The sequence below is a fragment of the Alteribacter populi genome, assembly GCF_002352765.1.
Lineage (GTDB): Bacteria > Bacillota > Bacilli > Bacillales > Salisediminibacteriaceae > Alteribacter > Alteribacter populi.
In genome coordinates, this window is the sequence record NZ_KZ293963.1 from 334880 (window position 1) to 358631 (window position 23752).

Genomic DNA, 23752 nt, shown 5'->3' on the forward strand with positions numbered 1-23752 from the left:
AGCATAGACTTGTACAAATGCGCTGATAAGGGACGGGGGTACCATGAAAAAGCAAGCAGTGATTTCACTTATAATTATTTTCCTATTACTAACTTTACAAGGTGAAGGATATAGAGTTAAAGCGGTCGACTTCACACAGGGCACCTCTGCAAAAGGCGCCGTATTAATCGAGCAGGAAAGTGGTCGGGTTTTATACGAAAAGGAAGCTCATACACCGATGCGTATTGCGAGCATTACAAAAATCATGACAGCGATATTAGCAATTGAAGCGGGAAGTCTCGAAGAAAAAGTTACGGTGTCTTCACGAGCAGAGGGAACAGAGGGGTCCTCTCTTTACTTAAAGGCAGGAGAAAAGTTACCGTTAAAGGATTTAGTTTATGGTCTCATGCTCCGTTCTGGAAATGACGCAGCCGTGGCCATTGCTGAACAAGTAGGTGGAAGTTTGGAAGGGTTTATTTATTTAATGAATGAAAAAGCCCGGGAAATTGGAATGAACAATACAATTTTTAATAATCCTCATGGGTTGGATGACCACGAAGATCATTATTCCTCGGCGTATGATATGGCTTTGCTTATGCGCTATGCAATGGAAAATGAGACGTTCAGAGAAATATCCTCCACGAAAACATATCGTGCGAGCGAGAGGGAGAATGGGTACCGTGTGTTCAATAATAAGAACCGCCTTCTTACCCAGCTATATAAATATTCTACTGGTGGGAAAACCGGTTATACAAAAAGGGCAAAACGAACGCTTGTATCTACTGCTGCCAAAGATGACGTTGAATTAATTGCTGTTACGCTAAATGCGGGGAGTGATTGGCACGATCATATGAATTTATTCAACTGGGCTTTTGCCCACTTTAATAAAGTTCAACTGGTGACTGAAGGGAAAATACAAGAGGTAAATGATCCCTATTATGAAGACAAACTTTATGCATCTCATAACTTTGTGTACCCGTTAAGTGAGGAAGAAGTAGGACAAGTCGAGCAAAAACTTCTTTTATTAACTCCCCCTGGAGATGATCGATGGTTAGAAAAAGGCCACCCTGATTCTGTTGGAGCGATTCACTTACATTTAAACGATGAGAAAATCGGTGTCGTACCGTTAACCTTTGAAACAGAAGTAGAACAAAAACGTTCGTTTTTACAAAAGGTATGGGACATTTTTTTCATAATTCATGGAGTGAAAACCAGTGGTTAACCTCATTTGGGTAATATTATTTGTCATTGGAATCGCGTTCGCCGCTGTAAATGGAACGATGGAAGAAGTGAATAAAGCGATATTTGATGGAGCAAAAGAGGCTGTCACGATCTGTATTGGCTTAATCAGTGTGCTAACGTTTTGGTTAGGGTTAATGAAGGTGGCTGAAAGAGGAGGGATTTTACGTGGGCTGAGCAGGCTTATGGGTCCTTTTGTTAAACGGCTCTTTCCCGATGTGCCGAAAGATCATCCTGCTATGGGGTATATACTCTCTAATATGAGTGCTAATATGTTTGGATTAGGAAATGCAGCTACGCCAATGGGAATTAAGGCAATGGAACAGTTAAAACAACTTAACGGTGGTAAAGATGAAGCGAGTCGTTCAATGATTACACTGTTGGCAATTAATACTGCCAGCATTACGTTGATTCCGACGACTGTTATTTCTATAAGGCTGAATTACGGATCAGGTTCACCAACAGAAATTGTCGGGACAACGATCCTTGCTACAGCTTTTTCAACTACAGGAGCCATTTTGATTGACCGATTCTTTTATTATCGGCGGATGAGAAGGAAAAGGGTGTGACATCCGATGAATTGGATAACGTATTTATCTTTATGGCTGATTCCGTGTTTAATCGGCTTTATTTTAATCGTTGCTACGATAAAAAAAGTACCAACCTATGAAACGTTTGTTGATGGAGCGAAAGAAGGGGTGAACATGGCCTTTTCGATAATTCCCTATTTGGTTGGTATGCTCGTTGCCATTAGTGTATTTAGGGAGTCCGGTGCGATGGAGTTTTTTATTGACATGATGAAGCCGTTGTTACATGCTATAGGTATACCAGCTGATATTGTACCATTAGCAATGATCCGCCCTTTGTCAGGTACAGGAGCTCTGGGGATGACCTCGGACTTAATAGCAACTCATGGTCCTGATTCATTTATCGGAAGACTAGCATCGACTATGCAAGGAAGTACGGACACAACGTTTTATGTCTTGACTGTATACTTTGGGGCCGTGGGAATTCGAAAAATGGGAGATGCATTAAAAGTAGGGCTTGCTGCAGACATGATTGGAGTCATAGCATCTATTGTGATTGTCACAATGGTTTTTGGATCACTCTAATTTTTTACATTTACCAATTCGGTGATACGAGTTGGTTTTTTTACTGTTAGGAAATTATATTTTGTGTAAGGTTGTGGGTAACTATTTAAGGTTGTAGCGACATCTAGCTCCTTGCACCTTTCTTTATTTGGCTATTTTTGTGGCTTTATAATAAAAGTCCGTTAAAATAGTATTTTAACGTTGAGACATTTGATAAAAAAAGCTAAAATTAAGGTTTGAAATAGAAAGGGTTACGTCGAGACTAATAATAGAAAAGTGTGCGAAAAGTATGTTATAGAAGAGGTGGAAGTCGTGGAAAGACTACAAAAGGTAATAGCGCAGGCAGGAATTACTTCAAGAAGGAAAGCGGAAACGCTAATCGAAGAAGGTCGTGTGCGTGTTAATGGAAAAACGGTGACTGAATTAGGTACAAAAGTAGATGTACATACAGATGATGTTGAAGTGGATGGCGTCCCGATCAGCAAAGAAGAGCCTGTTTATTACCTTCTTTATAAACCACAAGGTATTATTTCAAGTGTAGAAGATCACCTTGGTCGAAAAGTAGTAACAGATTTAATTGAGACAGAGAGTCGAATTTTTCCGATCGGAAGGCTCGATTCAGATACATCCGGGTTACTTTTGCTAACAAATGATGGTGAGTTTGCTAACCTGTTAATGCACCCAAAATATCGTATTCATAAAACGTATATTGCAAAAGTTCAAGGCATACCTTCTCGTCAGAAATTGAAACAGCTTGAAAAAGGTATTCATTTAGAAGACGGAAAAACTGCACCAGCACGAACGAAATTTATTAAAGGTAATAACCAAAAAGGCACAGCGATCGTGGAATTGACGATTCACGAAGGAAAAAATCGTCAAGTACGAAGAATGCTTGAAGCAATCGGGCACCCTGTAGACAAGTTGAAGCGCGAGCAATATGGTTTTTTAACGTTAAAAGGATTAAACGCAGGCGAGTATCGGGAACTAAAGCCTCATGAAGTGAAAAAACTTCGTGAACTCGCCGTCACATAATGTTCATTCTTTTCGACGGGGATTCACTGTAAACAATCTAGTTGTAATGCTAATATGTCAGTAGGCGTTGTTTTTCCAACGACATTCTGTCTTAGCTATAATTATCCATTCGATAAATGGGGGAAAAAAATGAAGAAAAGAAGATTGCTCATACGATCGGCAATTTTAATTGTAATGACGGTAGCAATAGGGTATACGTTCATTACACATTTTTCTGAAGAAAGAGGTCTCGTAGATGCAGGGGATCATGCTCCTGACTTTGCATTAGAGGATATGAATGGAGATCTTGTGCATTTAGAAGAGCTTAAAGGACAAGGCGTTTACTTAACATTTTGGGCTACCTATTGCACGTATTGCCGGCAAAAAATGGAGTACTTAAAAGATCACTATGATGAATACAAGGATAAAGGCGTTGAAATTATTGCGGTAAACGTGGACGAGTCTTCGCTTCAAGTTGAGCGTTATATTGACCGTCATGATGTACCTTACCCGAATGTGATTGACCGAGGAATGCTTGTGAGTAATGCTTACGGGATCAGTAACTTGCCCGCTGTCCTTATAATTGATGAAAACGGTTCGGTTTTAGAAAGACAAATAGGCGGTAAAACCGAAGAACAAGTCCTCACAGCACTGGATAAACTTGTACCTGATAGTGAGTAGGGGGTCACCATGAAAAAAATCACGTGTGATTGTGGTCACTTAAACAATTATGGCACCTATTTATGCGAATCCTGCGGTAAACCGCTAAAGGATGAGGCCAAAGGGCTTGCCGATATGCGTTATGAAGGTGTAGCACGACGTTCACAAACCTATAAAAAATCAATAGTAGATAAAATTTGGAACTTTTTTTCATCTGTGAAAGTTGGCGTTTGGATTATTGTTCTGACGCTTATCGCTTCTTCTGTCGGGACCATTTTCCCTCAAGAAATGTTTATTCCGCCCGGTGAAGTAGCATCTAATTATTATTTTCAAGAATATGGCACTCTTGGCCAGCTTTATTACCAGCTAGGCTTTCATAACCTATATAGCTCCTGGTGGTACATGCTGCTAGTTGCAAGTTTAGGTGTGTCGCTTATCATTGCCAGTATTGATCGGTTTTTTCCACTTTACCGGTCTCTCAAAACCCAAAGAGTAACAAAGCATCCTGGATTTTTAAAAAAGCAGCGGTTATATAAAGCCACTGAGCAAGTTGAGAATCCAGAAGATGAAATCAAAAAAGCTTTTGAGGCCTTGAAAAAGAAAAAATATAACATTCGTGAAGAAAACGGAAATTTGTTAGCGGAAAAAGGGCGTTTTTCAAGATGGGGACCTTATGTAAATCATATTGGATTAATTATCTTCCTAATCGGCGCAATGTTACGTCTGTTTCCCGAGATGTACTTAGACGACCATATTTGGGTTCGAGAAGGTCAAGAAGTAGAAGTAAAAGGGACGAATGGCGAGTACGCACTCCGGAACGAAGGGTTTCTCGTTGAATTTTATGACGAAGAAGACGAACGCTTCCGTGAAGGATTGGAACAAACTGGTGATCCTGTTGTTAAAACGTACCAAACAACGGCGACTCTTTTGAAACAGTCATCTGAAACAATTGGTGCGGGAACTACGCGTGAAGAAGTTAAGAGCCACCAGATTCGTGTTAATGATCCGATGTCATTCGAAGGCTATTCCCTTTATCAAGTCGATTATAAGTTGGATGAACTGTCGGGATTCACTTTCGCTCTTGAGCATGATGGAGAACGTGTAGACGATATTCAATTTGAGGTCGATTTATATGATCCAGAACCTGTCTATGAATTTGAAAATGGATACAAAGTAGAAATTTATGAATATTTTCCTAACTTTATATTCAATGAGCAAGACGAACCGGCTTCTTTAAACAAAGTACCTGATAATCCACGCTTCATCTTTGAGGTATTTCCTCCTGACAGTGATGATAGTGAATTAAGCTTTGTTGGTATTCAATTAAATGAAGCGTTAGAGGAAGACAATGAATACCGTTTGCGAATGGTTGATTTTGACTCTAATCACGTCAGTGCGTTAGCTGTGCGAAGAGACCGGACGATTCCAATTTTAATAGTAGGCGGTGTGATTTTCATGATTGGTCTAATTCAAGGATCCTACTGGCACCACCGACGAATGTGGATACAACAGCGTGAGGGTGACATTTTGATAGCTGGTCATGCGAATAAAAATTGGAATGCTCTTAAAAAAGACTTCGAGTTTTTGTCGGAGCATACTAGTATTCCGGTACCAGATGATCAAACTGACCAAGATGTAGAAGGTCCAGGTAGCGATAAAGGAGTGAAAGACAATAATGGCTCAACTAAGCAGTAATTTGTTACTGATTGCGTTTTTTCTATATTTGTTATCTACGATTCTGTTCGCCGTCTCCATTACAGGGAGACGGTTTAAGGACAAAGAAGGAAATGAAAAAAACCGACTCGGTCTTTTTGGCTACACCGCAGCCGTTTTGGCTTTAGTATTAGCCATTGGTTATTTTATCACGAGGTGGATTGCTGGTGGACATGCGCCAGTTAGTAACATGTTCGAATATACGGCGTTCCTTGGTATTATGATGAGCTTAGGGTTTGTGATCATCTATCCGATTTATAGAAGTAATGTACTCGGATTATTTACGATGCCTGTCGTGATGCTCATTATTGCATACGCGTCTGTATTTCCAACAGAAATTCAACCGCTTATTCCAGCGCTTCAATCGAGCTGGCTGAAAATACATGTCATTACAACAGCCCTTGGTCAAGGAATTCTTGCCGTCAGTTTTGCGGCGGGACTCATTTACCTTGTGCGTGTGATTGACTTTACGAAAAGCTCAAAAAAAGTTAGAACTCTTGAAATCATTTTTTACGGCTTACTCTGTTTTGTCGGTCATGTAATCTTAAATATGGGCTTTGGTGTTGCTGGTTATGAAGCAGAGTTCCAATATATGAATGAAAATGAGCAGGAAGCTACGATGACTTATCAATTACCGGCACTTATTGGTCCTAATGAGGGTACGCTTCTCACTGAAGACCGATTCTCACCGCTAGTTTCTGCACCTGCAATCATTGTTGCGGATGATTTGAATGCTGTCATTTGGGCGTTTTTCGCTGGTCTTGTTCTTTATTGGCTCATTCGTCTCATCATCAGAAAGCCTATTGGCGGAGCACTGCAAAAGGTTGTAAAGGGTGTAAATCCACAGAGTGCAGATGAACTAAGCTATCGGGCAATAGCGATCGGATTCCCAGTCTTTACACTTGGCGGACTTATTTTCGCAATGATTTGGGCACAAATTGCCTGGACGCGCTTCTGGGGCTGGGACCCGAAAGAAGTGTGGGCACTAATTACCTTTTTATTCTATGCTGCCTACCTTCATCTTCGCTTGTCACGAGGCTGGCAAGGAGAAAAGAGCGCGTGGCTATGTGTTGTTGGATTTGCAATTATTATGTTCAACTTGATTTTCGTTAATCTCGTCATTGCAGGTCTTCACTCATATGCTTAAATATTAAAATGAGAACCGTCTTGCTTTTGTTGGCAGGACGGTTTTGTATTCCTTTAAGCGGACAGCTATATCCGCTTTCCTGAGAGTTAAGAAAGTATAAAAATCTACGCTTCGGTGTCTAACTCCAGGCGCCATCGGCTCGTGTCAAATAACCTGCCCGATTAAAAGTAAAAAGCACTTTTTATCGGACAGAACATTTGCATGTCGCCGATTAGCGGGCGCCTTGCGCTTTTCTTACTTAATTCACGATTTAGACACAGGTTTCTCGTGTACGATATGACGAATGGAATGTAGAAATGATACTATTAAGGAGAATATAAAAAAAGATTTTCTTGAACGATTCGTGTTTAGGGAGGTTCACAATGAATAATGAAGCAAAATTATTAGTCGTGGATGACGAGGAAAGAATACGCCGCCTTCTAAAAATGTATTTAGAGCGAGAAGGCTATCAGGTTAAAGACGCTGAAAATGGAGAAAAAGCGTTAAAGATGGGTTTGGAAGAGGACTTTGATTTAATTATTCTCGACTTAATGATGCCAGGAATTGATGGCATAGAAGTTTGTGAGGAATTACGAAAGCATAAAGCAACGCCTGTCATTATGCTCACAGCTAAAGGAGAAGAAGCGAACCGCGTGCAAGGGTTTGAGGCGGGAACAGATGATTATATCGTCAAGCCATTTAGCCCGAGAGAAGTCGTGTTAAGAGTAAAAGCGCTGTTGCGTCGGTCATCATCTACAAAGTTTTTACAAACGGAAACATCAACGAAGGATGTGCTCGTTTTTTCACATCTGACGATCGACCATGATGCTCACCGTGTTTTAGCTGACGGTGAAGAAATCAGTCTTACACCAAAAGAATACGAGCTTCTTCATTATTTAGCGCAATCTCCGGATAAAGTGTTTGCTAGAGAGGATCTGCTTAAAGATGTTTGGAATTATGAGTTTTTCGGTGATCTGCGAACTGTGGATACTCATATTAAGCGATTGAGGGAAAAGCTAACAAAAGTTTCTCCAGAAGCAGCGAATATGATTTCTACAGTCTGGGGTATTGGCTATAAGTTTGAGGCTGGGAAGTCATAATGTTTTGGAGGAGTGTCGTCGGAAAATTATGGGCGACAATCTTACTTCTCGTTAGTGTTGTACTCCTTATTCTCACTGTTCTTCTCTTGCAATACTTTGAGCACTTTCATTCAGAGCATGCAGAAGAGCAAATGATTAATCACGCTTCGTTGATTGTCGATGTGTTAGAAGATGAGGAAACAAGTGAATCAGCAATTGAAATGAGTTGGAAAATAGCTGATACTTACTCAACTAAAGCTGTTATTCTAAGCGGTGAAGAAGATTATTGGTATTCGTCCGGTAATTCAATGAAAGAACTTCCTCTAAGCGTACTTTATGAGGATCCTCAACTGTCAAGTGTTCTAAACGAAGGGCAACCGGTCGTTCAAAGAGGCGATTATGAACTGAATGGTGCAAATGAGAGTCATCAGGAGTTGCTCATTGTGGGCATCCCTTTTCAGTCGGAAAGTGAAATTGGAGCAGTATTTTTATATCAGCCACTTGAGATGGTAAATGAAGCTTCCGTTCAAACGAAGCATATTATTTTTTTAAGTGCTGGTATTGCTATCATTCTTACAACGATCTTTGCTTTCTTTTTAACGACACGGATTACAGCGCCACTAAGAAGGATGAGAACAGCTTCATTAGAATTAGCAAAGGGAAATTTCGATACAAAAATCCCCGTTCGAACTAGAGATGAGATCGGCCACCTAGGAATGGCGTTTAACCGAATGGCTCGGGCGTTGAATACGAACTTGGCTGCATTAAACCGGGAAAAAGAACAGCTGTCGCGGATTTTAAGTTCTATGGCGGATGGGGTAGTGACTCTTGATCGCCGGGGTGAGATGAGGGTAACGAATCCTCCCGCGGAAGCCTTTGTCCAAGCATGGCGCTATGAAAATGATAAAAATGAGAAAAATGGCAATCAGCTTCCTGAAGAAATTGGTTATCTTTTTAAACAAGTGGTTGCAACAGAAACTGAGCAAATTGCAGAGGTAGATGTGCAAGGCAGGAGCTGGGGGATTTTAATGACGCCTCTTTATGATAAAAATGACATTCGTGGAGCTGTTGCTGTTTTAAGAGATATGACTGATGAACGTCTTCATGATAAGCTTAGAAAAGACTTTATCGCAAATGTGTCTCATGAGCTAAGAACCCCGATATCCATGCTTCAAGGGTATAGTGAGGCGATTATTGATGACATTGCAGGCTCAGAAGAAGAAAAGAAAGAGTTAGCCCAGGTTATTTATGATGAATCTTTACGTATTGGGCGTCTTGTAAATGAGCTACTCGACCTAGCCAGAATGGAAGCGGGCCATATTCAATTGAACTTGGATAAAGTAAATATATCGGAGTTTTCTCATCGGGTGGTCCGGAAGTTTTCCGGTCTTGCTAAAGAGCATGATGTAAAACTTCAGGAAAGCATCGAACAACTGGACACCATACTAGAGATTGATCCGGATCGTATTGAGCAAGTCCTCACCAACCTGATTGATAATGCGATAAGGCATACTTCTGAAAAAGGCAGTGTAACATTAAAAGTAAATAGCGTTGAACAAGGGATTAAAATGGACGTTGAAGATACGGGAAGCGGAATCCCGGAAGAAGATTTGCCCTTTGTCTTTGAACGGTTTTATAAAGCAGACAAAGCTAGGACGAGAGGACATTCTGGAACAGGATTAGGATTATCCATAGCTAAAAATATTGTAGATGCTCATAATGGAAAAGTGTCGGTTCATAGTAAATTGAACGAAGGAACGACATTTACAGTTCTTTTACCTTATGATAAAACAAATTAGTGACGTATTGTTCCGAAAAATCTAGTTCCACACGAAACATGGACAATCACTGTATAAAAAGCTGAAGGGAAACGAACCTTCAGCTTTTTTGTACTACTATAAGAAAGGTTAACTTCTCTAAAGGGATAAAGTATAAGCACAACGAAAGCTTTCTTTATAAAGAAGACAGCTACCTTCATGCCGCTCGTGATCTATAAGTCTTTCTGTACTTCCTTGACCACATGGGTAACCTCTGGAATTATGAGTTCGTCCATAGCGAGCTTTACGGCCCCGGATGAGCCAGGTGTTGAAAAAATCGTTGTATTTCCACGTATTCCGGCAGTGGCTCGGCTTAACATAGCCGCGGGACCGATATCCTTTTCGTAGCTTAAGTATCGGAAGAGTTCACCAAATCCAGGGAGCGTTTTGTCTAACATACTTTCCACCGCTTCAAAAGTTGTGTCTCTTAATGCAATGCCTGTGCCCCCGGTTATCAATAAGACAGAAATGTCTTTGTCTTGTTCCGCTTCTCGGATTACTTGTTGAATAGTCGTAAATTCATCCTTAACGATTTGATATCGCACAACGCTGTGCCCGGCATCTGATAGTTTTTTTTTCATCAGTTTTCCACTTTTGTCTGTGTCTTCAGTTCGTGTGTCAGAGACAGTTAAAACCATACAATTTACGTACTTGGGCGATTCCTTTCGGTGTTGTTCTGTGCTCAATATTTTCTCCTCCTCTTTAATGGCTATTAATATTGTATAGGATGTCAGCCTTGAAGAACAACAATGTAGAATTTTGGTGTGACGAATCGAATCATCTTGATGTATAATGAAATTTGTAAATGCATTCTATACGTCTGCTACTTTAAGGTCGTGTTGTGTTTCAACATGTGAAAAGGGAAATCGGTGTAAATCCGACACGGTCCCGCCACTGTAAACGTATTGACTTTTTCATAGCCACTATGGGCTTGGGATGTTTTTTCACTCCACTGGTACTATTGACGGGAAGGAAGAATGGGTCAAATAACGTAAGTCAGGAGACCTGCCTTAAAGTTTTCTTACCTTCGGGCAAAAGGTGAAGCAGTGACGAGAGGTGTTCATTCTTGAATGAGCGAGGCGCTTTTATTCAAGATGAATAAAACTTTCGTTCATATGTTGTGATCACCGTCTTTGAAGGGTTGTCTTTCAAGGACGTTTTTTTGATTTTCTTTACTTTTCGATGATAGAGGCGATAGAAACAGTTTGCAAATATACATAAGGGGAGAATAAGTGATGAATAAGAGTGTGATGTTACTTATTGCATGTAGCATGATGATTATACTTGCGGCATGTTCAGATGGAAGCGAAGAGCCGGAAGCAGATGAGGCTAATGAAACTACGCAAGAAGGGAGTTTATACCCACTCACTCTTGAAGATGCGCGTGGCACAGAGTTTACACTAGAAGAGCAGCCTGAAAAAATTATTTCCTTGTTACCAAGTAATACAGAAATGATTTATAGTTTGGATGCTTGGGATCAGCTTATTGCAGTTACTGGAAATGATGATTATCCTCCAGAAGCTAATGAACTACCAACTGTTGGAGATATGACGATCGATGTTGAAGAGACGATCTCTCAAAATCCTGACGTCGTATTAGCTGGTCAGATAAATGACATGGATGCAATTGGTCAAATCGAGGAAGCTGGCATTCCAGTTGTAGTGATTGAAGATACAAACAGCTTTGAAGACCTTTACGATACGATTGAATTTGTAGGAACTGTTTTAGGGAAACAAAACGAGGCAGAAGTACTAATTAACGATATGCAAGCGCGAATTGAAAGCATCGAAGCTGTCGCTCAAAATATTCCTGATGAAGACCAATTGGATGTTTGGGTGGAAGTTGATGCTGATCCGGACCTTTTCACAACCGGTTCTGAAACGTTTGTAGATGAAATGCTGACGATGATTGGTGCTAACAATGTAGCTCATGAGGAAGTGGGTTGGGTCCAATATACAGAAGAGGATGCGATCAGTCTTAATCCGAATGTGATTATCATTACATACGGTGCTTATATAGAAAATTCTGAGGAAAACGTGCTAAATAGAGCAGCTTGGCAAAGTGTACCTGCTGTAGAGGATGAGAGAGTGTATTCATTAGACGATGCAAATACTGTATCAAGACAAGGTCCTCGGTTAATTGAAGGAGTCGAAACCCTTGCCGAACTTATTTACCCAGAATATTACTAAGGGATTGCTTACACCTAAATATTTGCTAACATTTCTTTTATTAACCACTGCTGTTTTAACAGGAGTAGGTGTAGGGAGCGTTGCGATTCCTCCTGTCGAGGTGCTTTTCATTTTACTACAGCAGTTACCTGGTGTTCCGCTAATGAGGGAAATTGATCCTACGATTGAGCATATTGTCCTTGAAATCCGCCTCCCCCGCGTCCTATTGGCTTTACTTGTTGGGGCATCATTATCTGTAGCGGGAGCAGCTTTTCAAGGGCTGTTACGAAATCCGCTAGCGGATCCTTATACACTAGGGGCATCCTCTGGTGCAGCGGTTGGAGCGGTGATGGTATTTTATTTTGGGTTTACCATTCCACTCGTAGGTACTTTTACAATACCTGTGATGGCAATAGCAGGGGGATTTGTATCCCTTTATCTTGTATTAGCACTTGCAAAGCTAGTGAGTCGGTCGATGGCTGTCGAAACGATTATACTAATCGGGATTGTGCTCAGTTCTTTTTTAGGGGCAATCATTTCTTTGATGATTGCTTTAAGTACGGATGAGTTAAGGCAAATCATTAACTGGCTTATGGGATCGGTAGGAATGAGAGGTTGGCCTTACGTATATTTGATCTTTCCCTTTTTTATAACGGGTTGGGTAATGTTGCTCGTCCATTGGCGTGAGCTGAATGCCTTTGGATTTGGAGAACAATCAGCTCATCACCTAGGAATTGATGTCCAAAAAAAGAAGCAATGGATATTGTTTGCTGCAGCGATATTAACCGGAGCAGCTGTGGCTGTATCGGGGACAATAGGTTTTGTAGGGCTGGTTATTCCTCATTTTATTCGATTATTAATCGGGCCGGATCATAAACATCTGCTATTTTTATCTGCTCTGGGTGGAGGAGCTTTTCTCATCTTTGCCGATGTTCTAGCACGAACCCTTCTAGCACCCCAAGAACTTCCGATCGGAGTCATTACAGCACTAGTAGGAGCACCTATATTCGGACTAATTCTTGTGTTGAAGTTAAAAAGTAAACTCGCTATGTAAAGAAAGGACTGTTGAACGTGATTCGAGCCTTAAACCTATCAACAGGGTACGATAAAAAAAGAATTATAAACAACCTTTCTTTTCATGTAGCAGAAGGAGAGTTGTTTGGTGTACTAGGACCTAACGGAAGCGGAAAAACGACTCTTCTTAAAGCCTTGACCCGTTCACTTGATGTGAAAGAAGGGCAAATTTACATTGCAGGAAAAGAACTAGGTCACTTTGAGGTAAAGGACCTTGCTAAGGTTGTCACTTTATTGCCTCAGCACCAGGAGCATTCTTTTTCCTTTACTGTAAAAGAAGTGGTTGCCATGGGAAGGTACCCACATAAAAAAGGGTTGTTTCATTTTTATAATGAAGAAGATGAGAGTCTTATAGATGAGATGATGACGCTGATGGACGTGAAAGGCTTTGCGAATCAATCGTTAAACACTTTGAGCGGTGGAGAACAACAGAGGGTGTTTTTAGCTCGAGCATTAGTCCAACAGCCTAAATTGTTACTTTTGGATGAACCTACAAACCACCTTGATATCTCGTATCAGATGGAATTGATGAATCGAATTAAAAACTTGTCAAAGGAAAAAGGGTTAACCGTCCTTTCAATTCTCCATGACATTAATTTAGCAAGTTTATTTTGTGATCGGGTACTGCTTCTCCATGATGGCCGTGAGGTGAAAACGGGAGCTCCAGGAGAAGTGCTGATCCCTGCTCGTTTGTCTAACGTTTACCAAACCCCTCTTATTGAAACGGCTCATCCGACGATCCCGAAACCACTGATAACCTATGAACCGATAGAGAATTCGGTGGATGAAGTCCCTTTTTTGGAATATAAAGAAACAGAAGATGCTCTATTAATTTTAAGCAAACATCCGTTACGAACACTTACTACGAGTAATAAAGAACGTCCATTTAGGTGGGTACGTGAGTTCATATTTTATAATGAAAAGCATAAAACGACAAACTCTTTTTCAACAGAGAAGCTCCGGTATCCATTTTCTTGTCCAGATGAACATCAATATGAGATTATCGATAAACAAACGGCAGGTTTTTGCGTTGTTCTTCTCGAAGAAAAATTGAAGAGACAATGCATTGCTGCTGCAATCTTCATTGATGGGCATTTATATGATGGAGAAATGCTTGATTTAATGATGAAGGTTCATACTATTTTCGAGTCAGTTTCTGTCAATTCGCAACTTCCAAGAGAGATTAGCATTTCAGTAAGAGCAAACGTTTCCGAGTGGCACGGGGATCAAGAGCTACTCGATTGGATTTTCTCAAATGAGCAGGAACGTTTGACTAGAAGTTTGGAAGGAGAGGAAAAGAGTGAAGATCTATACGAAAAAAGGCGATAAAGGTAAGACCCATTTAATTGGAAAGCGTGTAGAGAAAGATCATTTAAGAGTTGAAGCTTATGGCACAGTGGATGAATTAAATAGTTTGATTGGAAAAGCGATTGCAAGTATGCCACGTACGTCATGTGAAGATGTGATTGAGGAATTAACTGAGATTCAGCATCAGCTTTTTGACCTTGGAGCCGATTTGGCCAATGTCACTGAGAATCCGACATACAAAACAAAAGAATCCTTCACCAAAACATTAGAGACAGCGATTGATCACTATTGGGAAGAAGCGCCAGAAATTAAAACGTTCGTTCTTCCAGGGGGGAGCCAGCCTGCAGCAGATTTGCATGTCGCTCGAACTGTTGCACGAAGAAGTGAGAGAAGAATCATTTCTGTCATGCAACAAGAAGAAGTACCAGCGGCCATATTGCAATATGTGAACCGATTGTCTGATTACTTGTTTGCTGCAGCACGTGTTGTCAACTTTCGAGAAGGACAAAAAGATATTTTGTATCGAAGCAACAGTGATGTGTTTAAGTAGGTTTTTAAAAGAAAATGAATAAGAAAAACCGCATAGCGGTCTTTTATTAAAAACAGCGTTAGCTCGCATGTTTTAAAGTCTCAAGGATGCTTTCCCCTTGAGACGAGCGGCGTGAAGGTAGCTGTCGCTCTCTTTTAAGGAAACTTGGCTGGCCGCCAGCCTTAATCGAGGAAGCCCTAGTTGCAATTAAACTTTCTTGAAGTGCAAAAAAGCCTGTCCGGTGTGGACAGGCTTTCCTACATTTAAACGTGAATCTCAATTTCGCTATCTTCACGAAGCTGTTCTAAATATTTTTCTCGTTTTAATTGTTCTTCGATCTCAGGCTGCATCTCTTCGAAGTCACCAATTTCAGGGGATTGCATTTCCATTTGCTCATAGTATTGTTCCATCTCTTCTTCTGAGACCTCTACGCTGTCTTCGAGATGATCAAGTGTCATTAGCTCTTCAACAGCTAATTCTTTGCGAAGTTCCTCTTTGAGCTCATCTTCAGAAAGGTTGTTCATCTCAAGGACTTCCTCAAACTGTTCATCACTTTCGAATGACTCTTTAAACTGAGCAAGTTGCTCGTCTAACTCGTCCTCGGAAACCTCAATCTCTTGTCTGGCGGTTTCTTGAATGAGTATTTCTTGATTTACCAATTCATCAACAAGATACTGTTCCATTTGCTGAACAAACTCAGCGTTTTCTTCATCTTCTGGATCCATGCCTTGTTGAGCAAACATTTGCTCTACCATTTGATCCAGCTCTTCACGAGATATTTCTTCTCCGTTTACATTTGCGACGGCGTCACCAGCTGCTTCGGAATCTGTTTCATCTTCATCTGTTTCAACTTGCTCTTCCCCATCATCAGGCTCTCCATCTGGGGTTTCAGGTGTTTCATCTTCTCCACAAGCTGCTAACACTGAAATCGTAGTTACCGTAAGCCCGATGGCGAGCATCCTTTTTATTCGCTTCATTTTTTGCATCACCTTTCTAGTTGGAAAAAGTTTTTATCTTATCCTGTGTACTGGTACTCACTTTACCATATATAACAGACATGTTTCAATTGAGAGATTGTCAAAAACTGTGGTCAATAGTCTGGAGTATGCTAAGATTAATGAAAAAGGGGGAGTTTGGTGAGGACAGATTACCACAATCATTTAGAAAAGGGAACATTAACGATTGACTACTTACAACAATTTGTGGAAAAAGCAAAAAACGAAAATATTAGTCATTTCGGGATATCCGAGCACGCCTATCACTTTGAAGAGACGAAGGACATTTTATCGAATCCTTGGGTTAATGCTAGGCGCTGTTATCGAATGGATGACTATGTAAGGTTGTTTGAAAAAGCCGGCGAGATCGGTATGGATGTGAAAATGTCAATCGAGATGGATTACACGCCAGGTAAGCATAAAGAAATGTCCCAATTTATTAAACAATATGAATTTGATTATGTCATTGGGAGTGTGCATTGGATCGGAGATTTTGGTATTGATTTAGCAGAGTATCGAAAGGAGTGGGAAAGAAGGGATGTAAAAGAAGTCTATAAGGCATACTTCGATCAAATTGTAACTTTAGCCGAATCTAATCTTTTTGATATTGTCGGTCATTTAGATTTGGTGAAAATTTTTGGCTACGTACCTGATGATGACGCGTTTTTAGATGTAGAATATGAACGGATAACAACTGCATTAGCCCAGTCAAAAACATGTGTAGAGATTAGCACAGCTGGATTACGTAAACCCGTTGGTAAAATCTATCCGGATCCTCGATTATTAAAAAAATGTCATGACAAGAAGATTCCTATCGTTCTTTCTTCTGATGCACACGAACCGTATCAAGTCGGATATGAATTTGACCAGGCGGTGGCGTTTGCAAAAGAAATAGGTTATTCAACCGTGATGACGTTTGAGAAGGGGGAAAGAAAAGAAATACCTCTAAAGTAGGACAATATAGTTTGGAAAGAGTGAGGCATGCAATACGCATGCCTCATTTGCTTTTTTTAGAGCTCTAAAACGATAACTTGCTGAATGTCATCTACCTTCTCAAGAGTCGTAAGTGTTTGGAATTCCGCTTCTTTGTCTACCGATAAAATCATGATTGCTTCTCCGCCCTCTTGCTTTCGTCCAACTTGCATCGTTGCAATATTCACATCGTGTTCTCCAAGGATCCGGCCGACTTTACCGATGACCCCAGGCTTATCTTGATGTTTTATAAACAGTTGGTGCTCAGAGGGTTGAAAATCGATAGAGAAATCGTCAACTTTAACAAATCGTAAGCCGAAGTCTTCGTTATAAGTGCCCCAAATCGTAAACTTATCATGTTCACCTTGTATGACAGCTTTAATCAAACTTTGATAGCCTGTATCATCATCAGTTACACGTTCACTTAAGCTAACACCCCTTTGTTTAGCAATAAAAGAAGCGTTTACGTCGTTAATGTATGAGTCTACTCTGTTTTTAAAGAAGCCAGCTAATAAACTACGAGTGAACATCGTTGTTTCATTTTCAGCAATGCGTCCGGCAAAAGTGAGTTCAATATGCTTCACCGGTACAGGCATGGATGTAGATGCCATTTTACCCATTTTGTGTGTTAGTTCATAGAAGGGGTACAGCTTTTCGTAATGGTCTCTCGAAATGCGCGGGAAATTTAAGCCGTGAGCAATCGGGTGGCCAGTTGAAAAAGCTAAAACTTCTGAAGCAACCTGTTCTGCTACACTCCGTTGTGCTTCTCGAGTGGAAGCAGCTATATGAGGAGTTAAGATCACTTGATTCAAATTTCTGAAAGGGTGTTCACCAAGGGGCTCATTTTCAAATACATCTAATGCTGCACCGCGAACATGACCGGTATTTAAATAGGAAAGGAGAGCTTCTTCGTCAATAATCCCACCTCTCGCACAATTTAAGAGAAATACTCCAGGTTTTGTAAGTGCAAGCTCTTCGTGACTGATCATTCCTTTTGTGTCCTTTGTAAGAGGGGTGTGAACGGTAAGAATATCACTGGAGCCGAGAACGTCATGTAAAGTTGCAAGCTGAACACCATGTTTTTTGGCGCGAGTACTTGTTAAAAAGGGATCGAATACGAAAACGTTCATTTGAAAGGCTTTGGCACGGGAAGCAAGCTCGGATCCAATACGGCCAAACCCGATGATCCCGAGGGTTTTTCCGAATAATTCAAAGCCTTCAAAAGACTTGCGGTTCCATTCTCCCCTCTTTACAGACTGCGTAGCTTGCGGAATGTTCCGTAAAAGAGACATCATCATTGCAAAAGTGTGTTCTGAAGTTGAAATCGTATTCCCATCAGGAGCGTTAATAACAATAGTTCCGTGCTCAGTAGCCAATTCAACGTCGATATTATCGACACCGACACCTGCACGACCAATGATCTTTACATTTGGAAGTAGACGAAATGCAGAATCGTCTACGCGTGTCCCACTTCGAACGATCAACGCATCGATTGTCGAATCCGGAGAAGAAATTTGCGATAAGGGTTTTTCGATTACATGAACATGGGGAGCCTCGAGTAGTGGCGCGAGACCTTCAGGACTCACTGGGTCAGATACTAATACTGTAAATAAATCGTCTGTTCTTGAAGAAAACGTTGACAACGAAGAAACCTCCTATTAATTCAGATTGGATATCAAAAATAAGTACCTCTGTCGTGGATTAGACGGAGAGAGGAAAGTAGTAATACGTAATATCATAACATGAAGAAAGAATATTCGTAATATTGATTTATGAACAGGTGTGAGTAAATAAAAGCGAGGTGAGTTGATGTATTACCAAGTAAAACAAGGGGATACACTCCGAAGAGTAGCGGCAGAACACAATATAAGAGTAAGCGATATTCTTGAATTGAACCGGGAATTGGATGAGTATGCTTATATATATCCCGGTATGTTGTTAAATACACCTTCAGAAAAAGTAGTGGGAACAAGAGAAGCAACGATCGGGACGTGCTGTGAGGAGTTCAACAATTTTGATGTCAAAAAGTGCGTAGAAAGTTTGGGAAATATGCCGGATGTATCTACTGAAATAATCGGGTCCTCTGTGTTAGGTAAGCCTCTTTACAGCGTATCAATTGGAACGGGGAAGAAGCATCTTTTCTACTCAGGAGCCTGGCATGGGAATGAGTGGTTAACGAGCAAATTCCTTTGCGATTGGTGTGAACAATTAATGGAAACAAAAGAAAAAGGGGGCTGGCTTTTTGGTTATCCTGTTCGTGATATCCTAAAAGAAGTAACTGTCCACATCGTACCTATGGTGAATCCTGACGGTGTTGAACTTGTGCAGCAAGGCATTTACCCTAAGCACCCTCATTACAAAGAAGTGCTGGCGATAAACCGTGGAGGACTTCAGTTTGATCATTGGTCAGCGAATATCCGGGGCGTTGACCTAAACCACCAGTGGCCAGCAGGCTGGCAAAAAGAAGCCGATGAAAGCCCGCAAGAGCCGTGGCCGAGACATTATAGTGGAAGGAATCCTTTAACTGAACCTGAAGCTATTGCAATTTATGACTGGTCACTTAAACACGATTTTGAATATGTTCTTGCGTTTCATTCCCAAGGTCAAATGATCTTTTGGGGTTACAACGGATTAGAGCCCGAAATAAGTAAGGACATGGTACATCGCCTTTCCCTTAAAAGTTCTTATGTACCGATTCACACTGCTGACAGTGATGCTGGTTATAAAGACTGGTTTATTCAGAAAACGGGTCGTCCTGGTTTTACGATCGAAGTAGGAGTAGGGGTTAACCCGCTCCCGTTGCGCGCTTATTCAGAAATATGGGCAAATAATCTACTTCTCGCTTTGGAGGGATTAACGTTAACAAAATTGATGAAAAAATAAACAGTAAGCTTTTTAGTGCGTGTTCAAATGTGGGGGGGAGAAGTAGCTGAAGATATCATCCTTAATTCCGGCGCACAGGACGTAATCATTGGTTTTAGCAGATCTCGTTGTCCTCCTTTTGAATCAAAGCCTTATTTTAAAAATAATAATAAAAAAATAAAACATCCACCCTTGCCAGGTGGATGTTTTGTAATGTTATTCGTATTTTAATGCGTCACCATCAAATGATTCATCAGCAATTTTAATGGAATCAGTTGGGCAACCATCTAGGGCGTCTTCCATATCTTCGTGAAGTTCCTCAGGTACTTCAGAAGTTCCTTCATTATCATCAAGGATAACAAATGCAATCCCATCGTCATCATAATCGTAAATATCAGGTGCAGCAGCGCCACAAGCACCGCAAGCAATACATGTGTCTTTGTCTACAATTGTGAACTTTGCCATTATACATAACCTCCCATTTCATAGTAAGTATGATCCCTTTATTTCTCTATTATGTAAAAAGGGCGTTTTTAGAACTTATAACTATAAAGACTTCATCTAAACATATTGTATAGGTTATTAGAGCACTTTTCAACAGAAAATATCCTTGAAGAACTGTTCTGTAATACGCCTTCTTTCTAGCCTGTGATCCATTTTTCTCTTATAATGGTAACAGAAAAACCCTATTTATACAGGAAGGACGGCGCGTAATGTGTATCGAAAAGTGGTTAATATTAATGATGGTTGAACGGCTTCAAGGGCAACGCAGTATAAATGGCGCATTGTATCTTTTATCAGGAAAACGATCGGCACAAACGATTCAAGATGCTTCGTTGTTTAATGTTTTACCGTTAACAGCAAGCTTAAAGCATCGACCTTTTGACCAATTAGTTAAGGTTAAGAATATTCTTGAAAAGAATAACTGGATAGGAGAAGATGCCACTGGAAAAATGACTCTTACTAGCTACGGACGACAGCAGCTTTTTTCTTATCAAAGTCGTCTTTCACTTCCAGAATATTTTAACGGAGGCCGTTTTGAATGGAATGGTGAAACGGATTGGTTTTGGCAAAGACTCTCCTTATTTATACAATCTCTTTCAAATGTACTATGTGCTCAGTCTTCTTTTATCCCAGTTCAATACGATTATAATGTGCAATTTTGGGTAAAAAATCATTTTCCTCGGAACCGATCCAGACAAGCCATTTTTTCTAATGGTCTTTATAACGAATTACATACTCTTCTTGCCGAGCTGCCCAATGAAGATGCAATGCTATTTGTAAGCAGACTTTCATCATCCACGAGGATAGGGAAAACGACGAGTCAACTTACGGAAAATGGATCTGATGAATGGCATACCTTTTTACGATTTAGAAGCGTTCTTCACTATATAATAGGGAGTATTTCAAAAACAGAGCGGGTAAAAGAATTCCCCTCACTTACCCTCTTTCTTATGCAAGAAACAGAGGATGGGTTACTAACAAAATCGGCAATAAAAACCCTTGAACTACTCCGCCAAGGGTGTACAATAGATGAAATACCTACATTAAGGGGATTGAAACGAAGTACAATCGAAGATCACATCATGGAGATCACCCTCCTTGCAGCTGATTTCCCTGCTGATTATTTCTTGAGCAGGGAAAAGATTGCCCTTATTCAAAAAACAGCGAAACGGTTAAATACTAAGAGGTTAAAAGCCATTAAAACTGCATTAGGAGAAGAGGTTGATTACTTCATGATTCGACTAGCTTTAGCCGATTTAAAGGAGAGGGTGTCATGAGCGAACTTCTCGAAAGTCAACTGTGGGAATGGTATGAGTATCCTGCTTTCCGTCCCGGTCAAAAAGAAATCATTCAAGATGTGTTAAAGAGGAACGATGTATTAGCGGTTTTGCCAACAGGTACAGGAAAAACACTCTGCTATCAGTTCCCATCCCGTCTACTCCCTGGTATCACGGTAGTCGTCTCACCATTACTTTCGTTAATGGAGGATCAAGTCCATCAATTAAAAGCGTACGGGGAAAAAGGTGCTGTTGCTTTAAATAGTCATGTTCCAATAAATGACCGCAACCGAATCGTATCTACATTAACTAACCGCTCACTTCTATACGTTTCACCAGAAATGCTGCAAAATGAATGGTTACAAAGTGCACTACATATGAGAACAGTGGGGTTGTTTGTTGTTGATGAAGCCCATTGTATTTCTCAATGGGGGCATGAATTTAGAACCGATTATTTAAAATTGGCCGATGTTCGCAAAAAGCTAAACAACCCGCCTTGTCTGGCATTAACGGCTACAGCTACCAAAAATGTCCAAGATGATATTGTAAAACACCTTTGTTTGGCCAACGTAAGAAAACACTTATATTCTGTTGATCGTCCTAACATCGCTTTACATGTAAGTAAAGTAACCAGTGATTCCGAAAAAAAAGAACAATTGGTTAATGTCGTAAAGAATCTAAAAAAACCAGGTGTCATTTATACAGGCACACGGTTAGAAGCAGAAAGTGTTGCAACGCTTATTTCTCAATCTAACGTAAAAGCGGCCTTTTATCACGGGGGAATGACGAAAGAAGATCGGCTATTGGTTCAGCAGCAATTTATCCGGGACGAGCTTGACATTGTCTGTTGCACAAATGCTTTTGGAATGGGAATTAATAAGGAAAATGTTCACTTCGTCATTCATTACCATCTACCGCAATCAGTAGAGCATTATGTTCAGGAGATTGGCAGAGCAGGACGGGGAGGTGAACAAAGTCTTGCATTACTTATTTATCAAGAGGAGGACCGCTTTTTACCATTATCCTTTATCGATCGTGAAGTACCTGTAAAAGAAGAACTGGAGGGGTTTTTTTATTATTTCCAGTCGTTAAAGCAAACTGGACAAACCCAATTGCCATTTGAGGAATTTGCGATCACATTCCGTCTTGAAGAAACGCAAAAACGTCTTCTTTACTTCCACTTTGAGCGGCTAAGTATTTTAGAAGGTAATAGCATTAGTCTTCAGAGAATTGATGATTCTTGCAAAAAAGAGTTAGAAGTTCGCTTTAAACAACGGCAAAATGAAAAACGGAACCAGTTTCTTCGACTAGAAACGTTATTGAATAGTGAACGTGAGTGTTTGCGTAAAGGGGTTCTTGTTTATTTTGACGAAGAATTAGCTCCATTTTCAGGTCCATGTTGTTCGACTTGTGGAAGTAGACCGGAAGACTTTTATACTAACGTTACAAACGAAGGTGACGAAAAAAAGAGGCCTGCTTCTTGGGAAAAACTTTTAATAGAGATTTTACATCAAGGTGAGAAACAGAGGGATAAAGAATGAAATCACATAAAAAAATCATCCAAAGTTTATCCGATAAAGAATTACTATTGAACTTATACTTATCACAGTTTCTCATGGTCGCCTTGGCATTGGTAGCTTCACGACTGTTGTTTGGGTCATGGCTTTATCCTTTTACGTTGATCACCTTTTCATTCGAAGCGGTCCTTTATGGATTATTAATTGCTCTAGCTGTTGTTTTAGTTGAGTTTTTTTTTGTTTGGCTCCTGCCCGCATCATGGTTCGATGATGGTGGGGTAAATGACCGGATGTTTCGCAATCGTTCGGTGTGCCATATTCTTGTTATTTCTCTTGTTGTTGGCATTAGCGAGGAAATCTTATTTCGTGGTGTTTTACAAACATCATTTGGAATCGTATTCGCTTCTATTGTTTTTGCACTCATTCATTTTCGCTATTTACAACAGCCATTTTTGTTTTGTTTCACTGTTCTGCTCAGCTTTCTCTTGGGTGGGGTTTTTATTTGGACTGGAAATTTACTAACGGTTATAGTCGCACATTTCTTTATTGATGCCTTGCTAGGTCTTGCTATTCGGTTAGGAATTATGGATTGGCACAAAAAAAGTCCGGAATTATAAAGCAGCTCGTAAATACAGCCAAATTGCTTTTATTGCTAATACATCTCGGCTATGGAGTGCGAAAAATCACTTATAATGAGATGAAATGTTTTGTAACAGGGATAGATGATAGAATTCATCCAAATTGTTTTTTTAGGCTTTTACTCACATCTTGTTACGAAGTTTACGAAAAAAGCCTTATTTTATTTAAGAAGATATTTATTCGTTGAGGTGA

The 23752-nt window shown here is 40.3% G+C and carries 22 protein-coding genes and 1 riboswitch; of the genes, 18 read left to right on the top strand and 4 right to left on the bottom strand.

Translation table 11 applies throughout. The features are described from left to right. The first annotated feature begins 43 nt into the window (after window positions 1–43). From CDZ94_RS01715 to CDZ94_RS01755, 9 genes are all read left to right on the top strand, one after another. Entirely contained in the window at window positions 44–1201 is a 1158-nt protein-coding gene (locus CDZ94_RS01715) for a D-alanyl-D-alanine carboxypeptidase family protein (protein ID WP_096434810.1), read from the top strand. Continuing rightward, entirely contained in the window at window positions 1194–1787 is a 594-nt protein-coding gene (locus CDZ94_RS01720) for a nucleoside recognition domain-containing protein (RefSeq protein WP_096434811.1), read from the top strand. The genes CDZ94_RS01715 and CDZ94_RS01720 overlap by 8 nt, the downstream gene beginning before the upstream one ends. Window positions 1788–1793: 6 nt before the next feature. Continuing rightward, window positions 1794–2330: a spore maturation protein gene (locus tag CDZ94_RS01725; protein WP_096434812.1), complete on the top strand. Its 537-nt coding sequence runs from the start codon at window positions 1794–1796 to the stop codon at window positions 2328–2330. 291 nt (window positions 2331–2621) lie between these two features. Beyond that, complete coding sequence (locus CDZ94_RS01730; protein WP_096434813.1) at window positions 2622–3341, top strand: pseudouridine synthase; 720 nt, start codon at window positions 2622–2624, stop codon at window positions 3339–3341. Window positions 3342–3470: 129 nt separating this feature from the next. Continuing rightward, the gene (resA, locus tag CDZ94_RS01735) at window positions 3471–4001 is read left to right on the top strand and encodes a thiol-disulfide oxidoreductase ResA (RefSeq protein WP_096434814.1); all 531 of its coding nucleotides are present in this window, start codon (window positions 3471–3473) and stop codon (window positions 3999–4001) included. Window positions 4002–4010: 9 nt separating this feature from the next. Next, window positions 4011–5675: a cytochrome c biogenesis protein ResB gene (gene resB / locus CDZ94_RS01740; RefSeq protein ID WP_096434815.1), complete on the top strand. Its 1665-nt coding sequence runs from the start codon at window positions 4011–4013 to the stop codon at window positions 5673–5675. Beyond that, window positions 5656–6840, top strand: coding sequence for a c-type cytochrome biogenesis protein CcsB (ccsB, locus tag CDZ94_RS01745; RefSeq protein ID WP_096434816.1), 1185 nt, complete (start codon window positions 5656–5658; stop codon window positions 6838–6840). The genes resB and ccsB overlap by 20 nt, the downstream gene beginning before the upstream one ends. Before the next feature lie 362 nt (window positions 6841–7202). Further along, window positions 7203–7919: a response regulator transcription factor gene (locus tag CDZ94_RS01750; protein ID WP_096434817.1), complete on the top strand. Its 717-nt coding sequence runs from the start codon at window positions 7203–7205 to the stop codon at window positions 7917–7919. After that, window positions 7919–9697: an ATP-binding protein gene (locus CDZ94_RS01755; RefSeq protein ID WP_096434818.1), complete on the top strand. Its 1779-nt coding sequence runs from the start codon at window positions 7919–7921 to the stop codon at window positions 9695–9697. The genes CDZ94_RS01750 and CDZ94_RS01755 overlap by 1 nt, the downstream gene beginning before the upstream one ends. Window positions 9698–9888: 191 nt before the next feature. On the opposite strand, the gene CDZ94_RS01760 is transcribed toward CDZ94_RS01755, so the two are convergent. Continuing rightward, complete coding sequence (locus tag CDZ94_RS01760; protein WP_096434819.1) at window positions 9889–10401, bottom strand: MogA/MoaB family molybdenum cofactor biosynthesis protein; 513 nt, start codon at window positions 10399–10401, stop codon at window positions 9889–9891. 128 nt (window positions 10402–10529) lie between these two features. Then, a riboswitch (cobalamin riboswitch) is annotated at window positions 10530–10742 on the top strand. Between the two features lie 208 nt (window positions 10743–10950). On the opposite strand from CDZ94_RS01760, the gene CDZ94_RS01765 reads away from it, so the two are divergent. From CDZ94_RS01765 to CDZ94_RS01780, 4 genes are read left to right on the top strand one after another with little or no spacing between them, the layout of a single operon-like run. Beyond that, complete coding sequence (locus tag CDZ94_RS01765; protein ID WP_096434820.1) at window positions 10951–11904, top strand: ABC transporter substrate-binding protein; 954 nt, start codon at window positions 10951–10953, stop codon at window positions 11902–11904. After that, entirely contained in the window at window positions 11873–12937 is a 1065-nt protein-coding gene (locus CDZ94_RS01770; RefSeq protein ID WP_232735766.1) for a FecCD family ABC transporter permease, read from the top strand. The genes CDZ94_RS01765 and CDZ94_RS01770 overlap by 32 nt, the downstream gene beginning before the upstream one ends. A gap of 17 nt (window positions 12938–12954) precedes the next feature. Then, window positions 12955–14286, top strand: a complete 1332-nt coding sequence (locus CDZ94_RS01775) for an ABC transporter ATP-binding protein (protein WP_157811999.1) — start codon at window positions 12955–12957, stop codon at window positions 14284–14286. Further along, window positions 14258–14815, top strand: coding sequence for a cob(I)yrinic acid a,c-diamide adenosyltransferase (locus CDZ94_RS01780; protein WP_096434822.1), 558 nt, complete (start codon window positions 14258–14260; stop codon window positions 14813–14815). The genes CDZ94_RS01775 and CDZ94_RS01780 overlap by 29 nt, the downstream gene beginning before the upstream one ends. Before the next feature lie 242 nt (window positions 14816–15057). On the opposite strand, the gene CDZ94_RS01785 is transcribed toward CDZ94_RS01780, so the two are convergent. Further along, a complete protein-coding gene (locus tag CDZ94_RS01785) occupies window positions 15058–15771 on the bottom strand; it encodes a SurA N-terminal domain-containing protein (RefSeq protein WP_157811998.1) in 714 nt (237 codons plus the stop codon). A gap of 159 nt (window positions 15772–15930) precedes the next feature. Between CDZ94_RS01785 and CDZ94_RS01790 the strand changes: the two genes are divergently transcribed. Beyond that, window positions 15931–16743 carry a histidinol-phosphatase gene (locus CDZ94_RS01790; RefSeq protein WP_096434824.1) on the top strand — a complete coding sequence of 271 codons (813 nt, stop codon included), beginning with the start codon at window positions 15931–15933 and terminating at the stop codon, window positions 16741–16743. Window positions 16744–16799: 56 nt separating this feature from the next. Here CDZ94_RS01790 and serA read toward each other — a convergent pair whose 3' ends face one another. Then, window positions 16800–18404, bottom strand: coding sequence for a phosphoglycerate dehydrogenase (gene serA, locus CDZ94_RS01795; RefSeq protein WP_096434825.1), 1605 nt, complete (start codon window positions 18402–18404; stop codon window positions 16800–16802). A gap of 166 nt (window positions 18405–18570) precedes the next feature. On the opposite strand from serA, the gene CDZ94_RS01800 reads away from it, so the two are divergent. Then, complete coding sequence (locus CDZ94_RS01800; RefSeq protein ID WP_096434826.1) at window positions 18571–19644, top strand: M14 family metallopeptidase; 1074 nt, start codon at window positions 18571–18573, stop codon at window positions 19642–19644. A 195-nt stretch (window positions 19645–19839) separates the two neighbouring features. Here CDZ94_RS01800 and CDZ94_RS01805 read toward each other — a convergent pair whose 3' ends face one another. Next, on the bottom strand, window positions 19840–20088 hold the full coding sequence (locus CDZ94_RS01805) for a ferredoxin (protein ID WP_096434827.1): 249 nt from the start codon (window positions 20086–20088) through the stop codon (window positions 19840–19842). A gap of 248 nt (window positions 20089–20336) precedes the next feature. On the opposite strand from CDZ94_RS01805, the gene CDZ94_RS01810 reads away from it, so the two are divergent. The 3 genes from CDZ94_RS01810 to CDZ94_RS01820 are packed head-to-tail and all read left to right on the top strand — an operon-like array spanning window position 20337 to window position 23538. After that, on the top strand, window positions 20337–21404 hold the full coding sequence (locus tag CDZ94_RS01810; RefSeq protein ID WP_096434828.1) for a YpbB family protein: 1068 nt from the start codon (window positions 20337–20339) through the stop codon (window positions 21402–21404). Then, entirely contained in the window at window positions 21401–22945 is a 1545-nt protein-coding gene (locus CDZ94_RS01815; RefSeq protein ID WP_096434829.1) for a RecQ family ATP-dependent DNA helicase, read from the top strand. Before CDZ94_RS01810 ends, CDZ94_RS01815 begins: the two co-directional genes overlap by 4 nt. After that, complete coding sequence (locus CDZ94_RS01820; RefSeq protein ID WP_096434830.1) at window positions 22942–23538, top strand: CPBP family intramembrane glutamic endopeptidase; 597 nt, start codon at window positions 22942–22944, stop codon at window positions 23536–23538. Before CDZ94_RS01815 ends, CDZ94_RS01820 begins: the two co-directional genes overlap by 4 nt. Window positions 23539–23752: the final 214 nt, after the last annotated feature.